Origin of the sequence: Agromyces sp. LHK192 (genome assembly GCF_004006235.1) — a bacterium.
In the GTDB taxonomy this organism is placed as follows: domain Bacteria; phylum Actinomycetota; class Actinomycetes; order Actinomycetales; family Microbacteriaceae; genus Agromyces.
The window spans coordinates 2234592-2256825 of the sequence record NZ_CP034753.1; the positions used below are offsets into that span (position 1 = coordinate 2234592).

Consider the following 22234-nt stretch of genomic DNA (forward strand, 5'->3'; position numbering starts at 1 on the left):
CTCGCCGGTTCGGCGCGCAGCGGGCGCTGCGACGGCGATCCGCTCAACGACCGATCGGCCGGGTGAGCGCCTTCGCGGCGACGACCAGCGCTGCCGCCACGAGCACGACGTCCTTCAGGATGTACTGCGCCGTGAGGGTCGGGCCCGCCGCCGTGAACAGGTCGCCGAAGAAGAACACGAGCGGCGAGAAGATGCCCACGAACGTGCCGGCCAGCGCCAGCAGGCCGACCCGCAGCAGGAACCCGGTGATGAACGTGAGGCCGACGAAGACCTCGAGCGTCGCGGTGATCGCCATCGCGGCGTACCCGTCGACGAGGCCGAACGAGAGCGCGCTCCAGGTGCTGCCCACCAGGCCTTCCACCGGGCTCACCCCCGGCAGGTACTTGAGCGCGCCGAAGACGAGGAACACGAGACCGAGCGAGACGCGCAGGCTCGGCACCGCGATGCGGGCGAGGAAGCGTTGGACGACGGCCTGCGCGGCATTCGCGCGGTCGAGCACGGCGTCGAGGCCGATGGCGGTGGAGGCGCGACCGCTGTCGAGCGTGGTGGAGGACATGGATGGACCCTTCTGATTCTGGAGTGGGAACGGCAGCCGGAAGCGGCGACGACGCCCATTCCATCGGAGGGCCGGGTCCCGATCATCCGGACGACCGCTGAATTCCCGATCGGTGGTCGCACCGACCGCGGGTCGGGGTTCGCCCCTGCGCCCACTCGGTGCACACCCTCGGCGTCGGCGCCGGATCGGGGCATCCGAGACGGGCCTCGAACCGGCATCCGGGAACGACGAAGGCCGGGACATCCGATGGATGTCCCGGCCTTCGAACCGACGGATGCCGCGGCGCACGCCGCGGCGATCCGTCACGCCTTCGAGTGCGACACGGCGTTCAGGAGCCCGTTGACGAACCCGGCCGAATCGTCGGTCGAGAGGACCGTGGCCGCCTCGACGGCCTCGGAGATCGCGACGCCGTCGGGGACCTCGTCGTTGTAGACGATCTCCCACACCGCGACGCGCAGCAGCGCCCGGTCGACGGCGGGCATGCGCTCGAGCGTCCACCCGCGCGAGTGCGTCGAGATCAACTCGTCGATCTCGTTCCGGTGGTCGACGATGCCGTCGACGATCTCGCGAGCGTACAGCCACGACGCCTGACGCTCGGGCTCGTTCGCGGCGCGCTCGGCCTCGACCGTGAGCAGCTGCTCGACGGGCACCTGCCGCATGTCCGCCGAGTACAGGAGGTCGAGGGCCCGCTTGCGGGCCTTCGTGCGGGCGCTCACTAGTCGTTCACGCGGCCGAGGTAGTCGCCGGTACGCGTGTCGACCTTGACCTTCGTGCCGGTCTCCAGGAACAGCGGCACCTGGATCTCGTAGCCGGTCTGCACGGTCGCCGGCTTCGTGCCGCCCGTCGAGCGGTCGCCCTGGAGGCCCGGCTCGGTGTAGGTGATCTCGAGCACGACCGACGCGGGGAGGTCGACGTAGAGCGGGTTGCCGTTGTTCAGGGCGATGGTGACGTTCTGGTTCTCGAGCATGAAGTTCGCCGCGTCGCCGACGGTCGCGGCCGGAACCGTGATCTGGTCGTAGTCGGTGGCGTCCATGAAGACGAATCCGTCGCCGTCGTTGTAGAGGTAGGTGAAGTCGCGACGGTCGACGTTCTCGATGTCGACCTTGGTGCCGGCGTTGTAGGTGCGGTCGACGACCTTGCCCGACACGACGTTCTTGAGCTTGGTGCGCACGAACGCGCCACCCTTGCCCGGCTTCACGTGCTGGAACTCGATCACGCTCCAGAGCTGGCCGTCGATGTTGAGGACGACGCCGTTCTTGATGTCTGCGGTCGATGCCATGGAGTGTTCCGTTCGTCGTGGTTCAGTTGCGAGAAGCTCGTTCGGGCGCGCCGGGGCACGCGGAGGCGATTGGCCCCGATCGAGTGTAGTCGCCCGCCACCCGAACGGGAAGCCGGCCGAATGGCGGTGCCGGCCTACGCCCTCGCGTCGGATGCGCCGATCAGCCGCACGATCTGCTCGACCGCGAGCAGGTAGCTGTCTGCTCCGAACCCGGCGATCACCCCGGATGCCACCGCCGAGATCACGCTCGTGTGCCGGAACGCCTCACGTGCGTGCGGGTTCGACAGGTGCACCTCGATCAGCGGCACGCCGGCCTGCTTGAGCAGCGCCGCGGCGTCGCGCAGGCCGTAGCTGTAGTGCGTGAAGGCTGCCGGATTCAGCACCACCGGCGTGCCGCGGTCGACCGCCTCGTAGAGCCAGCCGATCAGCTCGGACTCGTCCTCGGTCTGCCGCAGGTCGATGTGGATGCCGTCGGGCACGGACGCCTCGATCCGGGCCCCGATGTCGGCCAGGGTCTCACTGCCGTAGACCTCGGGCTCGCGCGCGCCGAGTCGCCCGAGATTCGGGCCGTTGAGGACGAGGATCGTGGTCACGCGTGCAGCCTATCGGCGAGGCGTCCGACGGGTTCCGCGTCGACCGCAGCGGCGCCGGTCACGACGCGATCTCCTGGTAGGCGGCGAACAGCAGGGACTGGTCGGGCGCCTGCATGACGGTCGGCTTCGCGAGGTCGTCCAGCACGATGAAGCGCAGCTGCCCGGCACGCGACTTCTTGTCGCGCTGCATGGTCGCCAGCAGCGTGTTCCACCGCCCGGCGGGGTAGCTCGTCGGCAGGCTCAGCAGGTCGAGGACGCGCTTGTGCCGGTCGGCGACCTCGTCGCTGAGCCGGCCCGAGAGACGGGCGAGCTCGGCTGCGAACGCCAGGCCGACGGCGACCGCGGCGCCGTGGCGCCACTGGTAGCGCTCGGCGTGCTCGACCGCGTGCCCGAGGGTGTGTCCGTAGTTCAGGATCTCGCGCAGTCCCGCCTCGGTGAAGTCCTCGGAGACGACGTCGGCCTTCATCCGGATCGCGAGCTCGACCACGCGGCGGAACTGCGGCGTCGTCGGGTCGGTGGCGATCTCGGGATCGGCCTCGATCACGTCGAGGATCTCCGGGTACCGGATGAACCCGGCCTTCACGATCTCGGCGAAGCCGGCGAGGATCTCGTTCTTCGGCAGTGTGTCGAGCAGGTCGAGGTCGCACAGCACCGCGGCGGGCGCGTGGAAGACGCCCACGAGGTTCTTGCCCTCGTTCGTGTTGATGCCGGTCTTGCCGCCGACGGCGGCGTCGACCATGCCGAGGACCGTGGTGGGGATCTGGACGACGCGCACGCCGCGCAGCCAGGTGGCCGCGACGAAGCCCGCGAGGTCGGTCGCGGCTCCCCCGCCGAGCCCGACGACGGCGTCGGTTCGGGTGAAGTCGGCCTGCCCCAGGATCTGCCAGCAGAACGCGGCGACCTCGACGCGCTTCCCGGCCTCGGCGTCGGGGATCTCGGCGAGCAGCACCTCGAAGCGATCCTGCAATGCGGCGCGCAGCTCGTTCGCCCGGGCCCCCAGCGTCGCCGGATGCACGACGAGCACCTTCCGGACGTTCGGGCCGAGCGCATCGCCCAGCTCGGCCAGCACGCCCCGCCCGACGACGACGTCGTATCCGTCTTCGCCGCCGACGCGGATCGCCGTGCGGTCGCCCGCTTCGCTCGTCATGCTCGTTCTCCCAGTCGTCCGGTGATCTCCGCGACGATCCGCGCGACCGGACGGCGCGAGGTGTCGATGTCGAGGTCCGCCACGGCCTCGTAGACGGGCAGCCGGGCGGCGAGGATGCTCCGCCACCGCTCGATGCCGCCCTCGGCGAGCAGCGGACGGTTGCCGCCGACGAGCCGCGGCGCGACCGCCTCGGCGTCGACCCGGAGCAGCACCACGGCGAGCGGCTCGAGATCGTCCTGCGTGTCCGGGTGCAGCACCGCACCGCCGCCGAGCGCGACGACCGCCTCCTCACGGAGGGCCTCCGCCACGACCTCGCGCTCGATGATGCGGAAGTACTCCTCGCCCTCCCGCTCGAAGATCTCCTCGATCGGGCCGTACCGCTCCACGAGTCGCTGGTCGGTGTCGACGAACGGCGCCCCGACCTCCCGCGCGAGCCTCGCGCCCACCCGGCTCTTGCCCGCGCCCATCGGACCGATGAGCACCACGGGCAGGTTCACGCGCGAGGCGTCCGGCGCCGGCCCCCGCGCCGACCCGCGATCGGCCGTCGAGCGCTGATCAGGCATCGATCGCGGCGCCGGCCGTTGCGAGCGAATCGGGGATCGCGGCGAGGTAGCCCTCGAGGTTCCGGCGGGTCTCGCCGACCGAGTCGCCGCCGAACTTCTCGAGCACCGAGTTCGCGAGCGTCAGGGCGACCATCGCCTCGGCGACGACGCCGGCCGCGGGAACCGCGCACACGTCCGAGCGCTGGTGGTGCGCAGGAGCCGGCTCGCCGGTCGCGACATCCACGGTCGGGAGCGCGTGCGGCACGGTCGCGATGGGCTTCATGCCCGCCCGCACGCGCAGCACGGTCCCCGTCGACATCCCGCCCTCGGTGCCGCCGGCACGGTCGCTCGCACGCACGATGCGACCGTCGGCCATGCGCAGCTCGTCGTGCGCGGCGGAACCGCGCCGTCGGGTGGTCTCGAAGCCGTCGCCGACCTCGACCCCCTTGATCGCCTGGATGCCCATGAGTGCGGAAGCGAGCTGTGCGTCGAGGCGGCGGTCCCAGTGCACGTGCGACCCGAGCCCGGGCGGGAGCCCGTACGCCAGCACCTCGACGACGCCGCCGAGCGTGTCGCCCGACTTGTGCGCATCGTCGACCTCGGCGACCATGCGCGCGCTCGTCTCCTCGTCGAAGCACCGCAGCGGATCCGCGTCGAGCCGGTCGACGTCGCCCGGCAGCGGCAGCTCCGCCCCTTCCGGAACCCGCACGGGACCGATCGCGAGCGTGTGGGACACGAGCCGGATGCCGAGCTCGCCGAGGAACGACTTCGCGACCGCGCCGAGCGCGACGCGGGCCGCGGTCTCGCGGGCGCTCGCGCGCTCGAGCACCGGGCGCGCCTCGTCGAAGTCGTACTTCTGCATGCCGACGAGGTCGGCGTGACCGGGGCGAGGGCGGGTCAGCGGGGCGCCGCGGCCCCGTCCGAGCTTGTCGGGGTCGATCGGCTCCGGGCTCATGACCTCCTGCCACTTCGGCCACTCGGTGTTGCCGACGCGCACGGCCACCGGGCTGCCGAGGGTGAGCCCGTGGCGGACGCCCCCCGAGATGGCCAGCTCGTCCTGCTCGAACTTCATGCGAGCGCCGCGGCCGTAGCCGAGCTTGCGGCGCGCGAGATCGCCTCGGATCGTGTCGAGCGAGATGGGGATGCCGGCGGGGAGACCCTCGATGATCGCCACGAGCTCAGGGCCGTGGGATTCTCCGGCAGTGAGCCAACGGAGCATGCGTCCATCCTTCCACAGGCGGGACGGGCGGGACGCCGCGTGACGCCCGGGACGACGGACCCAACGGATGCCGCGCGGAGCGGACCGCGCAGCCGGTCAGGTGATCGCGAGCCGCATGGCCGCGAGCACCGCGGCCTCGTCGGGCAGTTCGGCGAACGGATCGCCGGTCGTGAAGATCCGCACCTGCAGCACCGCCTGGTGCAGCAGCATCTCGAGGCCGTGCACCACGGTGCCGTCGTCTTCCAGCCACTGCGCCACGAGCGGCGTCGGCCACGGGGCGTAGGCGACGTCGAAGAGCGGCGCACTCCTCCTGAGGGCATGGGATGCCTCCACCCCCGGGTCGGCGCCGCCCGGAAGCGTGCTCACCACGAGGTCGACGGCCTCGAGCCGCGCGAGATCGGCGATCGGCCGGACCTCGAGGCGCAGTCCGAGCCGGGCCGCGAGCTCGGCGACCGGGCCGCCGGCCTCCGGTCGTCGCAGGAAGACGTCGACGGATGCCGCGCCGAGCTCGGCCATCGCCGCGAGGGCGGACGACGCGGTCGCACCGCCGCCGAGCAGGGCGCCCGTGCGGACCTGGTCGCACCCGACCGCGCGGAGGGCGCGGACGATCCCGCCGACATCGGTGTTGAACCCGCGCCGCACCCCGTCGGCGAGCAGCACGGTGTTGACCGCATCGGTCAGCGTCGCGATCTCGTCGACGTCGTCGAGCAGCGGGATGACGTCCTGCTTCAGCGGCATCGTGAGCGACAACCCGCGCCAGCTCTCGTCGCGAGAGTCGAGCAGCGCCGGGAGGTCGGCGCCGACGGCCTCGATGCGCGTGTACTCCCAGTGCTCGAGCCCGAGCAGGTCGTAGGCCGCGCGATGCAGCGCCGGGGACATCGAGTGCGCGATCGGCGAACCGAGCACGGCGAGCCGCCGGGTGGCATCATCCATCCGTCGAGTTCTCCTCGAGCCACTGGTAGAACCGCTCGGCCGCGGCCTCGTGCTCCTCGAGCGTCGACGTGAAGATCGTCTCGCCGGTGTCGGGGTTCACCGTCACGAAGTACAGCCACGGGCCGTCCTCCGGCGCCAGTGCCGCCGCGATGGCCGCGGCGCCCGGGTTCCCGATCGGGCCCGGCGTGAGGCCCGGGTGCACGTAGGTGTTGTAGGCGTTGCCGGCATCGGCGCGCTCGGCATCCGTCGTCGTGACGACCGAGTTGTCGCCGAGCCCGTAATGCACGGTCGAGTCGAACTGGAGCAGCATCCCCTGGTCGAGGCGATTCTGGATCACCCGCGACACCTTGCCGAAGTCCTGCGGCAGGCCTTCGCGCTCGATCAGGGAGGCGACGGTCGCGACCCGATATCGGTCTTCGGGCGCCACGCCCGCGGCGTCGTAGGCCGCGAGGCTCTGCTGGACCATCTGCTGCACGACCTGTTCGGCCGTGACACCGGGGTCGAAGGTGTACGTGGCGGGGAACAGGAAGCCCTCCACCGTGGTCGCCTCGGCGGGGAGTCCGAGCGCCTGCGGGTTCGCGGTCGCCGCCTGCAACTCCTCGATCGGGATCTGGAGCACCGCGGACGCCTCGGCGAGGGCGTCGTTCGCCCAGGTGCCCTCGGTGATGAGCACGGTGTTCTCGAGCTTGCTCGCCGGATCCACCAGCGCCTCCAGGGCGGCGGCCGCGCTCATCTCCTCGGCGAGTCGGTACACCCCCGGGTGGAACTCCGGTTCGGGCGTCTGCGCGAGCAGGAGGTCGTAGAACGCGTCGTACGACGCCGTCACACCCTCGGCCTCCAGATTCACGGCGACGTCGGAACCGGTGTCGCCGTCGTGGATCTGGAAGAGGACCTCCCCCGTTCCCGAACCCTCGAAATCGGGGGCCGGCTGGAAGCGCGCGATGACCGAGTTGATCGGGCCCTGGAGGAAGAACCAGGCGCCCGCGCCGAGCGCGACGACGATGAGGAGGCCGACGAGGCAGCCCCACGGCCCGCGGCGGCGACGACGGCCGTCGTCGCCGTGGTGATCCGAGATGGTCGCCGCCGCGGCCCGCCGATCGGTGCGGCTCGGGCGTGCGGGCTCGGGCTCGTCGGCGAGTTCGGCCCAGGGGTCGGCGACGGCGCTGCGCGCGCCGGTGCCGGCCGAGGCGCCCGCGTACCGGGCATCCGCCTCTGCGGCAGCGGGTCTCCCGTAGTCGGCGAGGATGGCGTCGAACCCGGCATCGTGCCGACCGTCTGCGGTTTCACCGGATGCCGCAGCCGCACGCTGCTCGGCCTCGCGCAACGCTCGCCGGCTCATCCCGTGCTCCATCGCGTTCGGGTGAGCCGCGGGGGGCTGGGACGGCCCAGCATCCTGCACGATCTGCGACTCGTACCGAGGCTGCGCCGGCGCGTCCGTCACCGGTTGCCGCTCGGGCTGCGCGCCCGGGCCGGCGGCCCCACCACCGCCGGGAAGCGACGGCCGTCGGGGCCCGGTGAGCAGCGCGTAGGGGTCGCCGTTCGGCTGGGTCCTGCCGCGCGGCTGGTCTCCGCGCAGCATGGCGTCCCAGGCGGCGCCGTCTGGTGCGTCGTCGGGCTCAGGGGGGGACTGAGTCACTGGGTTCTGCGTCCTTCGTCGGTGGGGATCACCCGGCCGGGTGCAGCGCCGGACGCCCGTTCGGCATCGAGTGCATGTTGCAGAATGATAACGGCCGCAGCTTGGTCCACAATGGGACGCTGCTGGCGAGCCTTCTTTCCGGAGGCCCTGAGCTGCTGCTGGGCCGTCACCGTCGAGAGCCGCTCGTCCACGAGGCGAACCTCCCGCTCCCCAGCACCGGCGAGCCTCAGCGCGAACCCCACGGCGTCATCGGTCGACGCCGTGGATCCCCCGGACAGCGACAGCGGATTGCCCACCACGAACTCGAACGCGTCGTACTCCTCGGCGATCGCGAGGATCCGGAGCACGTCGTCATCGCCGTCCACGCTGCGTGCGACGGTCTCGACCGGGACCGCGAGGATCGCGCCGGCATCGCACCTGGCGACGCCGACGCGGGCGCGCCCCACGTCGATCCCGAGCCTCACCCCGGGACGCATGCTCAGGCGCCGAGCTCCGCGCGCACCGCGTCGAGCGCGGTCGGAATCGCGCCCAGGTCGCTGCCGCCGCCCTGCGCCAGGTCGGGCTTGCCGCCGCCTCCGCCGCCGAGGACCTGCGCCATCCGCTTCGCGAGCGCACCCGCGTTCGCACCCGCTTCTCGGGCCGCCGGCGACGTGGCCACGATCGCGACCGGGCGACCGCCGACGTCGGCCGTGAGCGCGACGACGGATGCCACGTCGCCGAGCCGCGTGCGCACCTGGTTCGCGAGCGTGCGCAGCTCGTCGGCCGATGCCAGCGCGCCCACGTGCTCGGCGACGAGCAGGTTCGAACCGATGCGTCCGGCACGGTCGGCCAGCGTCGGGACCCGCTCGGCAAGGGCCTTCTGCTCGAAGGCCTGGATCTTCTTCTCCGCGGCCTTGAGGCTCGTCACGAGCTCGCCGACGCGGTCGACGAGCTGTTCGGGACGGGTCTTCAGGTTGGCCGTCAACTCGTTCACGAGCGCACGCTCGGCGGCGAACTGACGGAATGCCTCCATGCCGACGAGCGACTCGACGCGTCGGCTGGTCGCACCGACCGACGACTCGCCGATGAGGTTGATCATGCCGACCTCGGCGCTCGTCGCGACGTGCGTGCCCGCGCAGAGCTCGCGCGACCACGGGCCGCCGATGTCGACGACGCGCACGACGTCGCCGTACTTCTCGCCGAACAGGGCCATGGCGCCGAGCGCCTTCGCCTCGTCGAGGGGCATCTCGCGCGTGACGACCTCGAGGTTGTCGCGGATCGCGGTGTTCGCGATCTCCTCGATCTCGGTCTTCGTCTCGGTGGAGAGCGCCTTGTTCCAGCCGAAGTCGAGCCGCAGGTATCCGGCGCGGTTGAGCGAACCGGCCTGGTGCGCGTCGGGCCCGAGCACCTGGCGGAGGGCGGCGTGCACGAGGTGCGTGCCGGAGTGGGCCTGCGTCGCACCGCGACGATAGGCCGCGTCGACCTCGGAACGCGCCGCGACCCCCACGCCGACCTCGCCGGACGCGACCTGGACCGTGTGGCTGATCAGGCCGGGCACGGGCTTCTGGACGTCGAGCACGTCGAGCACGTACCCGTCGCCGACGATGCGTCCCTTGTCGGGCATCTGGCCGCCGGACTCCGCGTACAGCGACGTCGCCGCGAGGATCACCTCCGCCGTCTGACCCGCGACGGCCGCGGTGACCGGATGCCCGTCGACGAGGATGCCGAGCACCGTCGAATCGGTCGCGAGGTCGGTGTACCCGGTGAAGACCGTCTCACCGAGCGACCGGAACGGCGAGTACGCCGTGACGTCGGCGAGGGTCTGCTTCTTGGACTTGGCGTCGGCCTTCGCACGGGCCCGCTGGTCGGCCATCAGGGCGTCGAACGCCGGACGGTCGACCTCGAGCCCGGCCTCCTCGGCCATCTCGAGCGTGAGGTCGATCGGGAACCCGTAGGTGTCGTGCAGCAGGAACGCGGTGTCGCCGGCGAGCTGCGGCGTGCCGGCCGCCTTCGTCTTCGAGACCGCGAGGTCGAGGATCGACGTGCCCGCGCTGAGCGTGTTGAGGAACGTCTCCTCCTCGGCCAGGGCGATCTGCGACAGGCGGGAGAAGTCGGTCTCGACCTCGGGGTATCCGGCCTTCATCGCGTCGCGCGAAGCGGCGAACAGCTCGGCGAAGCTCGGGCCCTCGAATCCCAGCAGCCGCATCGACCGGATGCTCCGACGCATCAGGCGGCGCAGGATGTAGCCGCGGCCCTCGTTCGACGGACGGACGCCGTCGGACATGAGCATGAGCGACGAACGCACGTGGTCGGCGATGATGCGCATGCGGACGTCATCATCGTGGTCGGCGCCGTAACGGCGACCCGAGAGCGCCGATGCGACGTCGAGGACCGGGCGGACCTGGTCGGTCTCGTACATGTTCTCGAGGCCCTGCTTGAGGAACGCGACGCGCTCGAGGCCCATACCGGTGTCGATGTTCTTCTGCGGCAGCTCGCCCACGATGTCGAACTGGGTCTTGCCCGTCACGTTCGTGATCAGGTCCTGCATGAACACGAGGTTCCAGATCTCGGTGTAGCGCGTGTCGTCGACGATCGGGCCGCCGTCGGGACCGTACTGCGCACCCCGGTCGACGTAGATCTCGGAGCAGGGGCCGGCGGGCCCCGGGTGCCCGGTGCTCCAGTAGTTGTCCTCCTTGCCCATGCGCTGGATGCGCTCGTCGGGCAGGCCGGCGATCTTCTTCCACAGGCCCGCGGCCTCGTCGTCGGTCTCGTACACGGTGACCCACAGGTCCCGCTCCGCGAAGCCCAGGCCACCCTCTGCCTCGGGCTTCGTCAGGAACTCCCAGGCGTACTCGATCGCGCCTTCCTTGAAGTAGTCGCCGAACGACCAGTTCCCGAGCATCTGGAAGAAGGTGCCGTGGCGCGGCGTCTTGCCGACCTCTTCGATGTCGTTGGTGCGGATGCACTTCTGCACGTCGACCGCCCGCGGGTACGGGGCCGGTACGACACCGGTGAGGTACGGCACGAAGGGGACCATGCCGGCGACGGTGAAGAGGAGGGTCGGGTCGTCGCTGACGAGCGAGGCGGAGGGCACGACGGTGTGGTCGCGAGCGGCGAAGAAGTCGAGGTAGCGACGGCTGATGTCGGCGGTCTGCATGGTTCCGTTCTCGTGGTCACGGCCCGGTTCGCCGGGCGGGTGGGTGGTGCGTGCGCCGATCAGCGGTCGGCTGCGGGGCCGGCCTCGGTGGCGGCGCGGAGCTCGGCGTCGCGCTCGTGGTACCCCTCGGCGATCGCCTGCCCGAACGCGCGCGCCTTGCCGTCGACCGCGGCGAAGAACGCCCGGCCCGGTTCGGTGCGGTTCACCTGGTGGGCGACGACGAACCCTGCCGCGACGCCGACTGCGAACCAGAGGATGTGCTTCACGAAGGGGCTCCTAGGAATCGGTGCGCCGCGTCCACGGCGCGCTGGCCTCGGATCAGTCTAGTGTCGGCGGGCCGTGCCGGGCCGTGGGCGACGAGCTCACCGAGACGACGAAGGGGCCGCGGGAAGTTCCCGCGACCCCTCCGAACCGACGCGATGCGTCAGCGGGCTGCGTAGTACTCGACGACCAGCTGCACGTCACAGGTGACCGGCACCTCAGCGCGCTTCGGGCGACGCGAGAGCGAGAACTGGAGCTTGTCGAGGTCGACCTCGAGGTAGCCCGGGGTCTTGGGCAGGACGTCGACGTGACCGCCGGCGGCCGCGACCTGGAAGGGCTCGGTGCCCTCGGAGCGCTGCTTGACCGAGACGTGCTGGCCCGGCTTCACGCGGAACGAGGGACGGTCGACGATCTTGCCGTCGACGAGGATGTGGCGGTGCACGACGAACTGGCGGGCCTGCGCGATGGTGCGGGCGAAGCCGGCGCGGAGCACGAGGGCGTCGAGACGCATCTCGAGCAGCTCGACGAGGTTCTCACCCGTCTGGCCGTCGGTGCGCTTGGCCTCGTTGTAGGCGATGCGGAGCTGCTTCTCGCGGATCCCGTACTGGGCGCGCAGGCGCTGCTTCTCGCGGAGGCGGACGGCGTAGTCGCTGTCCTGCTTGCGCTTGGTGCGGCCGTGCTCGCCGGGGGCGTACGGGCGCTTCTCGAGGATGCGGGCGGCCTTCGGGGTCAGGGCGACGCCGAGGGCGCGCGAGAGGCGCGTCTTGCTGCGTGACTGGTTCGACACGAATGTCCTTTCGGAAGAATCTCAAGCGGGTTCGCGGCGCACTGGCGCGCCGGAACGGTGTCAGAGGGATTCGCCAGGGGTGGATCGGCTACAGATCGCACCCGCTCGCCGGTGATCCTCTCGCAGCCGCGCTCGAGGACCTGGCTTCAGGCCAGCGACGATCTTATCACGACTGCACCCGCGCCTATCACGACTGCACCCGCGCCTATCACGACTGCGCCCGCGCCCGAGTCAGCCGTCGCCCCGGACGATGCGGCGGAGCTTCTGGAGTCGCGCCGAGAGTTCCCGCTCGTTGCCGTGCTCGGTCGGCTGGTAGTAGACCGCGCCGCGGAGGCCGTCCGGCAGGTACTGCTGCTCGACGACCCCGATCGATTCGTCGTGCGGATACCGGTACCCCTTTCCGTGGCCCAATCGCTTCGCGCCGGGGTAGTGCGCGTCCCGCAGGTGCTTCGGGACGCGCCCCGCCTTGCCCTCCCGGACGTCGGCGATGGCGCGGTCGATGCCGACGTACGCGGCGTTGGACTTCGGCGCGGTCGCGAGGTGCACCGTCGCCTGCGCGAGCGGGATCCGCCCTTCCGGCATCCCGATGAACTGCACCGCGTCGGCCGCCGCGACGGCCACGCCGAGCGCCGTCGGATCCGCCAGGCCGACGTCCTCGCTCGCGAGCACGATCAACCGTCGGGCGATGAACCGCGGATCCTCGCCCGCCTCGATCATGCGGGCGAGGTAGTGCAGGGCGGCGTCGACGTCGCTCCCCCGGACCGACTTGATGAACGCGCTGATGACGTCGTAGTGCTCATCGCCGGCACGGTCGTATCGCAGCAGCGCGCGATCGACCGCCCGCGACACGATCTCGGCGGTGATCACGGGCAACGGCGGTGGGTCGTCGGATGTCTCGTCGCCGGCGTCGACCGCTCCCTCCGCCTCGGCGTCCGGTTGCGGGTCGGCGGCGAGCTGGGCCGCCGAGACGGATGCCGCCTCCAACGCCGTCAGCGCTCGTCGAGCGTCGCCGGATGCGAGCCGCACGATCGCGGCCCGCGCCTCGGCATCGAGCGCGAACCTGCCGGCGAGGCCACGGCCGTCGACCACCGCCCGGTCGACGAGGAGGCCGAGGTCGTCGTCGGAGAGCGTCTCGAGGGTCAGCATCAACGACCGCGACAGGAGCGGCGAGATCACGGAGAACGAGGGGTTCTCCGTCGTCGCCGCGACGAGGATGACCCAGCCGTTCTCCACCCCCGGCAGCAACGCGTCCTGCTGCGCCTTGGTGAACCGGTGGATCTCGTCCAGGAACAGCACCGTCGACAGCCCGTAGAGGTCTCGACTCGCCTGCGCCTCCTCCATGACCTGACGCACGTCGCGAACGCCGGCCGTGACCGCCGAGAGCTCGACGAACTTGCGCCCCGAGGAACGTGCGATCGCCTGCGCGATGGTCGTCTTGCCGGTGCCGGGCGGCCCCCAGAGGATGACCGAGACCGACCCCGTCGTCCCGGCGCGGTCGCCGGCCAGCGCCCTGAGCGGCGAACCCGCCGTCAGGAGGTGGCGTTGACCCGCCACCTCGTCGAGGCTCGTCGGGCGCATGCGGACGGCGAGCGGCGTCGCGCCCGAACGCAGCCCAGGTGCGGACTCCTGCATGCCCTCAAGCGTATCCGCGACCACCGACGCGGCCGCGACCCGATCGGCACGGGCCCCGACTCACCGACGTCGACGTGACGCGGGAATTGGCTCAGCACCCGTCGCTTGCGTAGCATCTGGTCGCAGGATCCCGAGAAGGAGCATGCGTGGCAGCCAACGACCGTCAGGCCCGCGAGGAGCGAGCGCGTCTGCGCACGTACAAGGCACGTCAGGAGGTGCACCGGCGCAAGCAGCGCCGGCGCGTCCGCGACAACGTCATCGCCGGCGGTGCGCTCGTGGTCGTCCTCGTGCTCGCCGTCGCAGCACAGCTCTTCTACTTCAGCGGCGGCCCCGGCACCCCTGCGGCCGAGTCCACCGAGACTCCCGCGCCCACCGAGACCCCCGCCGCCGGCGAGAACCAGGGCGACGTGCCCTCGCCCGACCTGGCCGAGGGGCGTACCTGGACCGGCACCATCACCATCAACGGCGTCCCGCTGGGCGTCGAGCTCGACGGAGCGGCCGCCCCGCAGGCCGTCGCCTCGGAGATCACCCTCGCCCAGTCCGGCTTCTACGACGGCACCACGTGCCACCGCCTGACGACGAGCGGCATCTTCGTGCTGCAGTGCGGCGACCCCGAGGGCACCGGGACCGGCGGCCCCGGCTACTCGTACGGCCCGGTCGAGAACGCCCCTGCCGACGACCTCTACCCCGCCGGCACCCTCGCCATGGCCCGGCAGGGCGGGAACGCCCACAGCATGGGCAGCCAGTTCTTCATCGTCTACGAGGACTCGACGATCCCGTCGGATGCGGCGGGCGGGTACACCGTGCTCGGCCGCGTGACCAGCGGACTCGACCAGCTTCAGGCATCCGTCATCTCGGCCGGCACCGCCGACGGTGCCGGCGACGGCGCACCGGCCGTTCCCGTCACGATCGAGTCGTTCACCGTGCAGTGACCCTCTGCTGACCAGACGCCCCGGCGACCGCCGACAGCCCGGCGGGGGCGTGCAATAGGCTGTCTCCAGTGCGCCGCCGAGGGCGGCATCCGACCACGACAGGGTGAGGCCGTGACCGAATCAGACCAGCAACCGTGGGGCCGCGTCGACGAGACGGGCACCGTCTTCGTGCGGACCGCCGAGGGCGAACGCGAGGTCGGCCAGTACCCCGACGGCACCGCCGAGGAGGCGCTCGCCTACTTCGAGCGCAAGTACACCGACCTCGCCGGCCAGGTGACGCTCCTGGAGCAGCGAGTCCGTCGCGGCGCACCCGCCGCCGACGTCGCCAAGGCCGTGACGCACCTGCGCGCCTCGGTCGCCGACGCCCACGCGGTCGGTGATCTCGACGCCCTCGCGAAGCGACTCGAGGCCCTCTCCGGGACCGCCCAGGAACTCACGGAGCAGCAGCAGGCCGAGGCGCGCGCCGCCGTCGAGCAGGCGCTTGCCGAACGCGCCGCGATCGTCGAGCAGGCCGAGCAGCTCGCCGCGCAGGACCCGCAGAAGACGCAGTGGAAGCAGACGTCCGCAGCGCTCGACGAGCTGTTCGCCGCGTGGCAGCGCCACCAGCAGGAGGGCCCGCGCCTTCCGAAGAACGACGCCAACGAGCTCTGGAAGCGGTTCCGCACGGCGCGCGCGACCATCGAGACCCACCGCAAGGCCTTCTTCGCAGAACTGGATGCCTCGCACCGCGATGTGCGCGCACGCAAGCAGCGGCTGATCGAGCGCGCGGAGGCCCTCGCACCGCGCGGTGCCGACGGCGTCGCCGAGTATCGGAACCTGCTCGACGAGTGGAAGCAGGCCGGACGCGCGGGCAAGAAGCTCGACGACGCGCTCTGGGCGAAGTTCAAGGCCGCCGGCGACGTGCTCTTCCAGGCGAAGGCCGAGGTCGACGCCCGCGACGACGAGGAGTTCCGTGCGAACCTCGAGCAGAAGCTCGAGGTCCTCACCGAAGCCGAGACGCTGCTCACCGCGACCGACCCGGCGCCGGCGCGAGCCACGCTGGGCCGGCTCCAGCGTCGCTGGGACGAGATCGGCAAGGTGCCGCGCGACCACGTGCGATCGGTCGAGGACCGTCTTCGCAAGGTCGAACAGCATGTCCGTTCCCTCGAGGACGAACGCTGGCAGCGCGAGGACCCCGAGAAGAAGGCGCGCTCCGAGGGCATGCTCGGACAGCTCCAGGACGCGATCTCGAAGCTCGAGGCCGACCTCGCCGCCGCGGAGGCGTCGGGCGACGCGAGGGCCGCAGCGGAGGCGAAGGAAGCCCTCGAGGCCCGTCGCGCCTGGCTCAAGGCCGTCGGCGGCTGATCCGGCCGTTCCTGCGCACCCCGCAGGTCCCGCGTTCATCCACAGATGCCGCGCAGGCGATCGGCGGCGCATCCGGGTGCTCCACGCTGGAGCGATGACCCGTCTCCCCAGCGTCCTCGGCCCTGCCGACCTCCCGCTCGCCGAACTGTGCGCGGCCAGGCTCGACGGCGAGGTCATGGGGTTCCTCGGAGGCTTCGTGCCGATCGACGAGCCCGACCTTCCGTCACTCCGCGCGCAGGCGCTCGCGCTCGACGCCGAACCCGACCTCATCATCGACCGCGCCTCCGCAGCGTGGGTGCACGGCGCGGTCGAGGTGCCGCCGGCGCGCACGACCTTCTGCATCGACGCGACCGCGCGGACCACGGCGCGGCTCGACCGCGGTCGGGTCCGCGAGGTGCGACTCGCCGCGGAGGACGTGGTCGGCTTCGGGCGGGCGCGATGCACCAGCAGGGCGCGCACCGCCTACGACCTCGTCCGCGATCCGGCGATCGACGACCGCACCGTGGTCGCGACCGTCGCCGCCCTCGTCACCGGTCGAACACGGATGCTGGCGGACCTCCATGCTCGCCTCGACGCCGCGCACCGCCTGCCGCACAAGCAGCTCGCCTTCGGCCGCCTCGCGGCAGTGGCTGCGCAACGCTGACCCGCCCTGCCCGGCAGCAGGAGGGCGGGGTTCAGCCGTCCGAGACGCGATACACGTCGTAGACGGCATCGATCCGGCGCACCGCGTTGAGCACGCGGTCGAGGTGCGTCGTGTCGCCCATCTCGAACACGAACCGGCTGAGCGCCAGGCGGTCGGTCGAGGTCGAGACATTCGCCGACAGGATGTTCACGTGGTGCTCCGACAGCACCCGCGTGACGTCCGAGAGCAGCCCGGAACGGTCGAGCGCCTCGATCTGGATCTGGACGAGGAAGACGCTCTTCGAACTCGGCGCCCACTCGACATCGATCATGCGTTCGGGCTCGCGGAGGAGCGACTGCACGTTGTGGCACTTCGCCTGGTGCACCGAGACCCCCGAGCCACGGGTGATGAACCCGACGATCTCGTCGCCGGGCACCGGTGTGCAGCACCTCGCCAACTTCACGAGGATGTCCGGCGCACCGCGCACGAGCACGCCGGAGTCGCTCGAGCGAGGGATCTGGCGCGGCCTGGCCGAGATCGGCAGGTCCGGCTCGTCGTCGCCGTCGTCGACCTCGCGGACGAGCGCGAGCACCTTCTCGAGCACCGACTGGGTGGAGATGTGCCCCTCGCCGACGGCCGCGTACAACGCGGAGACATCGTCGTATCGCAGCTGCGCCGCGACCTCCGCGAACGACTCCTGGCTCATCAGCTTCTGCAGCGGGAGGTTGTGCTTTCGCATGGCGCGCGCGATCGCGTCGCGGCCGTGCTCGATCGCCTCGTCGCGGCGCTCCTTCGTGAACCACTGGCGGATCTTGTTGCGCGCCCGGGGACTCTTGACGAATGTCAGCCAGTCCTTGCTGGGTCCCGAATCCGGGTTCTTCGAGGTGAACACCTCGACGACGTCGCCGCTGGACAGCTCGCTCTCGAGCGGGACCAGACGTCCGTTCACCTTCGCACCCATCGTGCGATGCCCGACCTCGGTGTGCACGGCGTACGCGAAGTCGACGGGCGTGGCCCCCGACGGCAGGCCGATCACCCTGCCCTTCGGCGTGAAGACGTAGACCTCCTTCGCGCCGATCTCGAAACGGAGCGAGTCGAGGAACTCCCCCGGGTCCGCGGTCTCGGCCTGCCAGTCCGAGATGTGCGCGAGCCAGGCCATGTCGGTCTCGGCCGGGCGGTCGTCGGGGCGGCCGGTCGCCATCCGCTCCTTGTACTTCCAGTGCGCCGCGACGCCGTACTCGGCGCGCTGGTGCATGTCGTGCGTACGGATCTGGATCTCGACCGCGCGACCCTTCGGCCCGAGCACGGTCGTGTGGAGCGACTGGTAGAGGTTGAACTTCGGGGTGGCGATGTAGTCCTTGAACCGGCCGGGGAGCGGCGTCCACCGCGCGTGGATCGCGCCGAGCACCGCGTAGCAGTCGCGGACCGAGTTCACGAGCACCCGGATGCCGACGAGGTCGTAGATCTCGTCGAACTCGCGGCCGCGGACGATCATCTTCTGGTAGATCGAGTAGTACTGCTTGGGTCGGCCCACGACCTTGCCTCGGATCCGCGCCGCGCGGAGGTCCTCGTTGATGAGGTCGATCACCGACTGCACGAACTCCTCGCGCTGCGGGGTCCGCTGCTTGACGAGGCTTTCGATCTCGGCGTAGAGCTTCGGATAGAGCACCGCGAACGAGAGGTCCTCGAGCTCCCACTTGATGGTCTGGATACCCAGACGATGCGCGAGCGGCGTGTAGATCTCGAGCGTCTCGGTGGCCTTGCGGGCGGCCGACTCCGAGGGCACGAATCCCCAGGTCCTGGCGTTGTGCAGGCGGTCGGCCAGCTTGATGATCAGGACGCGGATGTCCTTCGACATCGCGACGATCATCTTCCGGACGGTCTCGGCCTGGGTCGAGTCGCCGTACTTGACCTTGTCGAGCTTGGTGACGCCGTCGACGAGCATCGCGATCTCGTCGCCGAAGTCGGCCTGCACCTGCGCGAGCGTGTACGCCGTGTCCTCGACCGTGTCGTGCAGCAGCGCCGCGGCAACCGTCTTCGATCCGATGCCGAGGTCGGCGAGGATCTGCGCGACCGCGACGGGATGCGTGATGTACGGCTCGCCGCTCTTGCGCTTCTGCCCCTCGTGCGCACGCTCGGCGACCTGGTACGCCCGTTCGATGACCGCGAGGTCGGCCTTCGGATGGTGCATCCGCACCGTTCGCAACAGGGTGTCGACGGCACCGGTGGACTGCGCGCGCGAGAAGATCCGAGGCACGAGTCGACGCAGGGACGCCGTCTGGTTGGACCCGGTCTCCGTCATGCTCGCCACCTCCAGACTTCGATTATCGCCGCTTCGCGGTGATCATCGGGACGGAAGGCCGCTCGCACGCGGTGGCCGTCATGCGGAAGCGACCGCCTCGGCCTCGATCGACGCGGAACCGCCGGCGCGCTCGCGCTCCTTCAGCACCTTGGCGTCGTGGCGCTTGATCGCCGGCTCCCCCTCGCGCAGTTGCGAGTACAGCGGTGCGGCGAGGAAGACCGTCGACCAGGTGCCGACCAGGATGCCGACGAGCAGCGCGAGCGAGATGTCGCGGAGCGTTTCGGCGCCGAGCGCACCCGCGCCGATGAAGAGGATCGCGGCGACGGGAAGTGCGGCGACGACCGAGGTGTTGATCGACCGCACGAGCGTCTGGTTGACGGCGAGGTTGACGCTCTCGGCGAATGTGCGTCGCGATTCCTCGCCGTCTTCCGCCGTGTTCTCGCGGATCTTGTCGAACACGACGACCGTGTCGTAGAGCGAGTAACTGAGGATGGTCAGGATGCCGATCATCGCGGCCGGCGACACCTCGAAGCCGACGGAGATGTACACGCCGACGGTCACGATGAGGTCGGCGACGAGTGCGATGATCGCGGCCGCCGACATCTTCCAGGTGCGGAAGTAGAGGGCCATCACGATGGCTGCGAGGAGCACGAACGCGATGAGGCCGACCACGGCCTGCCGCGTCACGTCCTGGCCCCAGCTCGGTCCGATGAACGTGGAGGTGACCTCGGACTCCTCGACGCCGTACGCCTCGGCCAACGCGCGCGACACCTCGAGCGACTCGGCCTGCTCGAGCTGCTCGGTCTGGACCTTGACGCCCGAGTCGCCGATGATCGTCACCTTCGGCACCGCGTCGGGCACCACGGAGTGCACCGCTTCCTCGGCTGGCTCCGCCGTGGCGTTCTCGGCGCCGGACACGGCGAACTGCGAACCGCCGGTGAACTCGATGCTGAGGTTCACCCCTCGCAGCGCCGGGATCGCGATGGAGAGGATGAGCAGGACGCCGATGAGGATGTACCACTTGCGGCGGCCGCCGACGAAGTTGAACGATCGCTTCCCGGTGTAGAGGTCGTTGCCGAAGGTGGTCAGTCGGTTGGCCATCAGGACTCCTTGCCCTCGTCGGAGCCGGTGCCCGCGGTGACCGCGGCCTTGCGCTCGGCGATCGTCTGGCGCCGCTGCGCCTCCTTGGAGCTCGACGCCGCCTTGCGCGCGGGCACTGCGGTCGTCTTGCGGAACTCCGCCCGGCCGCGGTAGACGGCCCCGAGCGCATTCGGATCGAGCCCGGACCACGGGTTCCCGCTCGAGAAGAACTTCGTCTGCGCGAGCAACTGGAGCATCGGGTGGGTGAAGAGGATCACGATGATGACGTCGATGACCGTCGTCACGCCAAGCGTGAATGCGAAGCCCTTGACGCTGCCGACCGCGAGCACGAACAGCACGATCGCGGCGAGCAGGTTGACGCCCTTCGATGCGAGCACCGTGCGGAAGGCGCGCTTCCATCCGGCCTCGACGGCGCCGACCAGTGCACGGCCGTCACGGAGTTCGTCACGGACGCGTTCGAAGTACACGATGAACGAGTCCGCCGTGAAGCCGATCGCGACGATCAGACCCGCGATTCCGGCCAACGAGAGGCGCAGGCCTTCGCGCCACGACAGGATCGTGATCACGAGGTACGTGATGACGCCCGCGATGATGAGCGAGGCGATCGTGACGGAGGCGAGTGCCCGGTACTGGAAGATCGTGTAGATCACGACCAGGATCAGGCCGATGAGGCCCGCGATGAGGCCCGCCTGCAATTGCGCGGCACCGAGGGTCGGCGAGATCGTGTCGGTGGACTGCACCGTGAAGCTGATGGGCAGCGCACCGAACTTGAGCTGGTCGGCGAGCGCCTTGCTCGACTCCTGGGTGAACTGACCCGTGATCTGCGGCCGGCCGTCGGTGATCACACCGTTCATCGACGGCGCCGAGAGCACGGCACCGTCGAGCACGAACGCGAACTGGTCGCGCGGGGGCTCGCTCGAGAGCGCGAACAGCCGTGTGCTGACCTCGGCGAAGTCCTCGGTGCCCTGTTCGTCGAAGACGATGTTGACCGCCCACTGACCGGTCGTGCCGCCCGTCGAAGTGGTGACCATGCCGGCGCTCGCGTCGACGATGTTCTCCCCGGAGACCTCGACCGGACCGAGCGCGTACTTCACCGATCGCGTGACGTCGCAGGTGACGAGCGGCTCGTCGGCGGGCGCGACACTCGCCGCGACCTCGTCCAGCGACGAGCAGTCGAACGAGTCGTACTCGGCCTGCAGGGCGGGGGTCACCCAGTTGAGGTCGCTGCCGTCGGTCGGTTCGACCGTCGGGGTGTCGGAGAGGTCGGCCGGGTCCTCGGTCGGCTCGGCCGAGGCGCTCGGATCGATCGAGGCGTTGCTCGGCGACCCGGCCAGGAGCACGGGGCGCAGCTCGAGCTTCGCGGACGACTGGATGCGCGCACGCGTCTGGTCGTCGAGCTCGCCCGGGATGCGGACGACGACGTTGTCGCCCTCGGTGTTGATCTCGGCCTCGGCGACACCGGAGGCGTCGACGCGCTGGCGGATGATCGAGACCGCCTGGTCGAGCTGCTCCTGCGAGACCGTCGCGCCGTCCTCGAGTTCCGGCTCGAGGATGATCTGCGTTCCGCCCTCGAGGTCGAGCGCGAGTTTGGGCGTCCAGGAGCCGCCGCCCCAGATGACGCCCGCGGCGTTGATCGCGAAGAGCGCGGCGATCATCACGCCGAGCCAGGTCAGCGATCGCCACGCCTTACGGACGGGCGCGGGCCGAGAGGACCGCTTGGTGGGTGCAGCCACGTTGGTGTGTGCCTTCTCTGAAGCGCCCGCGCGTCAGCGCGCGGGCGAAGCGACGGGTTGGGGGCTCAGTCGTCCGACTTCTTGGTGTCGGGCTTCTCGTCTGCGGACGATTCGATCCGCTCGCCGAACTCGGGCTCGGATTCCGGAGCGGTGTTCAGCTCGACGGCCTCGTCGCCGGCCTCGGTGTCGGTGACCGCATCGACGGGGTCGACGACGCGCGCGATGGTCTGGCGGTGCACCGTGAGCACCGTGCCCGGGGCGACTTCGAGCTCGACCTGGTTCTCGTCCTCGTCGATGGCGATGATCGTGCCGTACAGGCCGAAGTTCGTCATCACGCGTGCACCGGGGAGGACCTTGGACTGCTGCTCACGCTGCTCCGCCTGGCGCTTCCGCGAATTGCGGAACATGAAGAAGATCAGCACCGCCAGGATGGCGAGCATGGCGATAGTGAACGGATCGAAAACCATGGGGACGAAGGA

Annotated in this window: 21 protein-coding genes; 3 read left to right on the plus strand and 18 right to left on the minus strand. The window is 70.5% G+C overall.

Translation table 11 applies throughout. The features are described from left to right. Window positions 1–43 precede the first annotated feature (43 nt). The 14 genes from ELQ40_RS10020 to ELQ40_RS10085 form a co-directional block, all read right to left on the minus strand. On the minus strand, window positions 44–556 hold the full coding sequence (locus ELQ40_RS10020) for a DoxX family protein (RefSeq protein ID WP_205649313.1): 513 nt from the start codon (window positions 554–556) through the stop codon (window positions 44–46). Window positions 557–858: 302 nt separating this feature from the next. Then, a complete protein-coding gene (gene nusB, locus ELQ40_RS10025) occupies window positions 859–1272 on the minus strand; it encodes a transcription antitermination factor NusB (protein WP_127793560.1) in 414 nt (137 codons plus the stop codon). Beyond that, window positions 1272–1835, minus strand: coding sequence for an elongation factor P (efp, locus tag ELQ40_RS10030; RefSeq protein ID WP_127793561.1), 564 nt, complete (start codon window positions 1833–1835; stop codon window positions 1272–1274). Before efp ends, nusB begins: the two co-directional genes overlap by 1 nt. A 134-nt stretch (window positions 1836–1969) precedes the next feature. Beyond that, window positions 1970–2428, minus strand: coding sequence for a type II 3-dehydroquinate dehydratase (locus ELQ40_RS10035; RefSeq protein ID WP_127793562.1), 459 nt, complete (start codon window positions 2426–2428; stop codon window positions 1970–1972). Window positions 2429–2486: 58 nt separating this feature from the next. Continuing rightward, window positions 2487–3575 carry a 3-dehydroquinate synthase gene (aroB, locus tag ELQ40_RS10040; RefSeq protein ID WP_127793563.1) on the minus strand — a complete coding sequence of 363 codons (1089 nt, stop codon included), beginning with the start codon at window positions 3573–3575 and terminating at the stop codon, window positions 2487–2489. After that, the gene (locus ELQ40_RS10045; protein ID WP_370296328.1) at window positions 3572–4072 is read right to left on the minus strand and encodes a shikimate kinase; all 501 of its coding nucleotides are present in this window, start codon (window positions 4070–4072) and stop codon (window positions 3572–3574) included. Before ELQ40_RS10045 ends, aroB begins: the two co-directional genes overlap by 4 nt. 58 nt (window positions 4073–4130) lie before the next feature. Continuing rightward, window positions 4131–5336: a chorismate synthase gene (aroC, locus tag ELQ40_RS10050; protein WP_127793564.1), complete on the minus strand. Its 1206-nt coding sequence runs from the start codon at window positions 5334–5336 to the stop codon at window positions 4131–4133. 96 nt (window positions 5337–5432) lie between these two features. Then, window positions 5433–6269 carry a shikimate dehydrogenase gene (locus tag ELQ40_RS10055; RefSeq protein ID WP_127793565.1) on the minus strand — a complete coding sequence of 279 codons (837 nt, stop codon included), beginning with the start codon at window positions 6267–6269 and terminating at the stop codon, window positions 5433–5435. After that, on the minus strand, window positions 6262–7905 hold the full coding sequence (gene mltG / locus ELQ40_RS10060) for an endolytic transglycosylase MltG (RefSeq protein ID WP_127793566.1): 1644 nt from the start codon (window positions 7903–7905) through the stop codon (window positions 6262–6264). Before mltG ends, ELQ40_RS10055 begins: the two co-directional genes overlap by 8 nt. Beyond that, a complete protein-coding gene (ruvX, locus tag ELQ40_RS10065; protein WP_127793567.1) occupies window positions 7902–8381 on the minus strand; it encodes a Holliday junction resolvase RuvX in 480 nt (159 codons plus the stop codon). Before ruvX ends, mltG begins: the two co-directional genes overlap by 4 nt. A gap of 2 nt (window positions 8382–8383) precedes the next feature. After that, the gene (gene alaS / locus ELQ40_RS10070) at window positions 8384–11041 is read right to left on the minus strand and encodes an alanine--tRNA ligase (RefSeq protein ID WP_127793568.1); all 2658 of its coding nucleotides are present in this window, start codon (window positions 11039–11041) and stop codon (window positions 8384–8386) included. A gap of 59 nt (window positions 11042–11100) precedes the next feature. After that, window positions 11101–11307, minus strand: a complete 207-nt coding sequence (locus tag ELQ40_RS10075; protein WP_127793569.1) for a hypothetical protein — start codon at window positions 11305–11307, stop codon at window positions 11101–11103. Between the two features lie 158 nt (window positions 11308–11465). After that, a complete protein-coding gene (rpsD, locus tag ELQ40_RS10080) occupies window positions 11466–12089 on the minus strand; it encodes a 30S ribosomal protein S4 (protein WP_127793570.1) in 624 nt (207 codons plus the stop codon). A 231-nt stretch (window positions 12090–12320) separates the two neighbouring features. After that, window positions 12321–13721: a replication-associated recombination protein A gene (locus ELQ40_RS10085; RefSeq protein ID WP_127793571.1), complete on the minus strand. Its 1401-nt coding sequence runs from the start codon at window positions 13719–13721 to the stop codon at window positions 12321–12323. A gap of 146 nt (window positions 13722–13867) precedes the next feature. On the opposite strand from ELQ40_RS10085, the gene ELQ40_RS10090 reads away from it, so the two are divergent. The 3 genes from ELQ40_RS10090 (at window position 13868) to ELQ40_RS10100 (ending at window position 16640) form a co-directional block, all read left to right on the plus strand. Continuing rightward, a complete protein-coding gene (locus tag ELQ40_RS10090) occupies window positions 13868–14653 on the plus strand; it encodes a peptidylprolyl isomerase (protein ID WP_127793572.1) in 786 nt (261 codons plus the stop codon). A gap of 111 nt (window positions 14654–14764) precedes the next feature. Then, window positions 14765–15997, plus strand: a complete 1233-nt coding sequence (locus ELQ40_RS10095; protein WP_127793573.1) for a DUF349 domain-containing protein — start codon at window positions 14765–14767, stop codon at window positions 15995–15997. Between the two features lie 94 nt (window positions 15998–16091). After that, complete coding sequence (locus tag ELQ40_RS10100; RefSeq protein WP_127793574.1) at window positions 16092–16640, plus strand: hypothetical protein; 549 nt, start codon at window positions 16092–16094, stop codon at window positions 16638–16640. A 31-nt stretch (window positions 16641–16671) separates the two neighbouring features. Here ELQ40_RS10100 and ELQ40_RS10105 read toward each other — a convergent pair whose 3' ends face one another. From ELQ40_RS10105 to yajC, 4 genes are all read right to left on the minus strand, one after another. After that, window positions 16672–18921 carry a bifunctional (p)ppGpp synthetase/guanosine-3',5'-bis(diphosphate) 3'-pyrophosphohydrolase gene (locus ELQ40_RS10105; RefSeq protein WP_127793575.1) on the minus strand — a complete coding sequence of 750 codons (2250 nt, stop codon included), beginning with the start codon at window positions 18919–18921 and terminating at the stop codon, window positions 16672–16674. Between the two features lie 78 nt (window positions 18922–18999). After that, window positions 19000–20022, minus strand: a complete 1023-nt coding sequence (gene secF, locus ELQ40_RS10110) for a protein translocase subunit SecF (protein WP_127793576.1) — start codon at window positions 20020–20022, stop codon at window positions 19000–19002. Further along, complete coding sequence (gene secD, locus ELQ40_RS10115; RefSeq protein WP_127795245.1) at window positions 20022–21677, minus strand: protein translocase subunit SecD; 1656 nt, start codon at window positions 21675–21677, stop codon at window positions 20022–20024. Before secD ends, secF begins: the two co-directional genes overlap by 1 nt. A 143-nt stretch (window positions 21678–21820) precedes the next feature. Next, on the minus strand, window positions 21821–22195 hold the full coding sequence (yajC, locus tag ELQ40_RS10120) for a preprotein translocase subunit YajC (RefSeq protein ID WP_240665730.1): 375 nt from the start codon (window positions 22193–22195) through the stop codon (window positions 21821–21823). Between the last annotated feature and the right edge of the window lie 39 nt (window positions 22196–22234).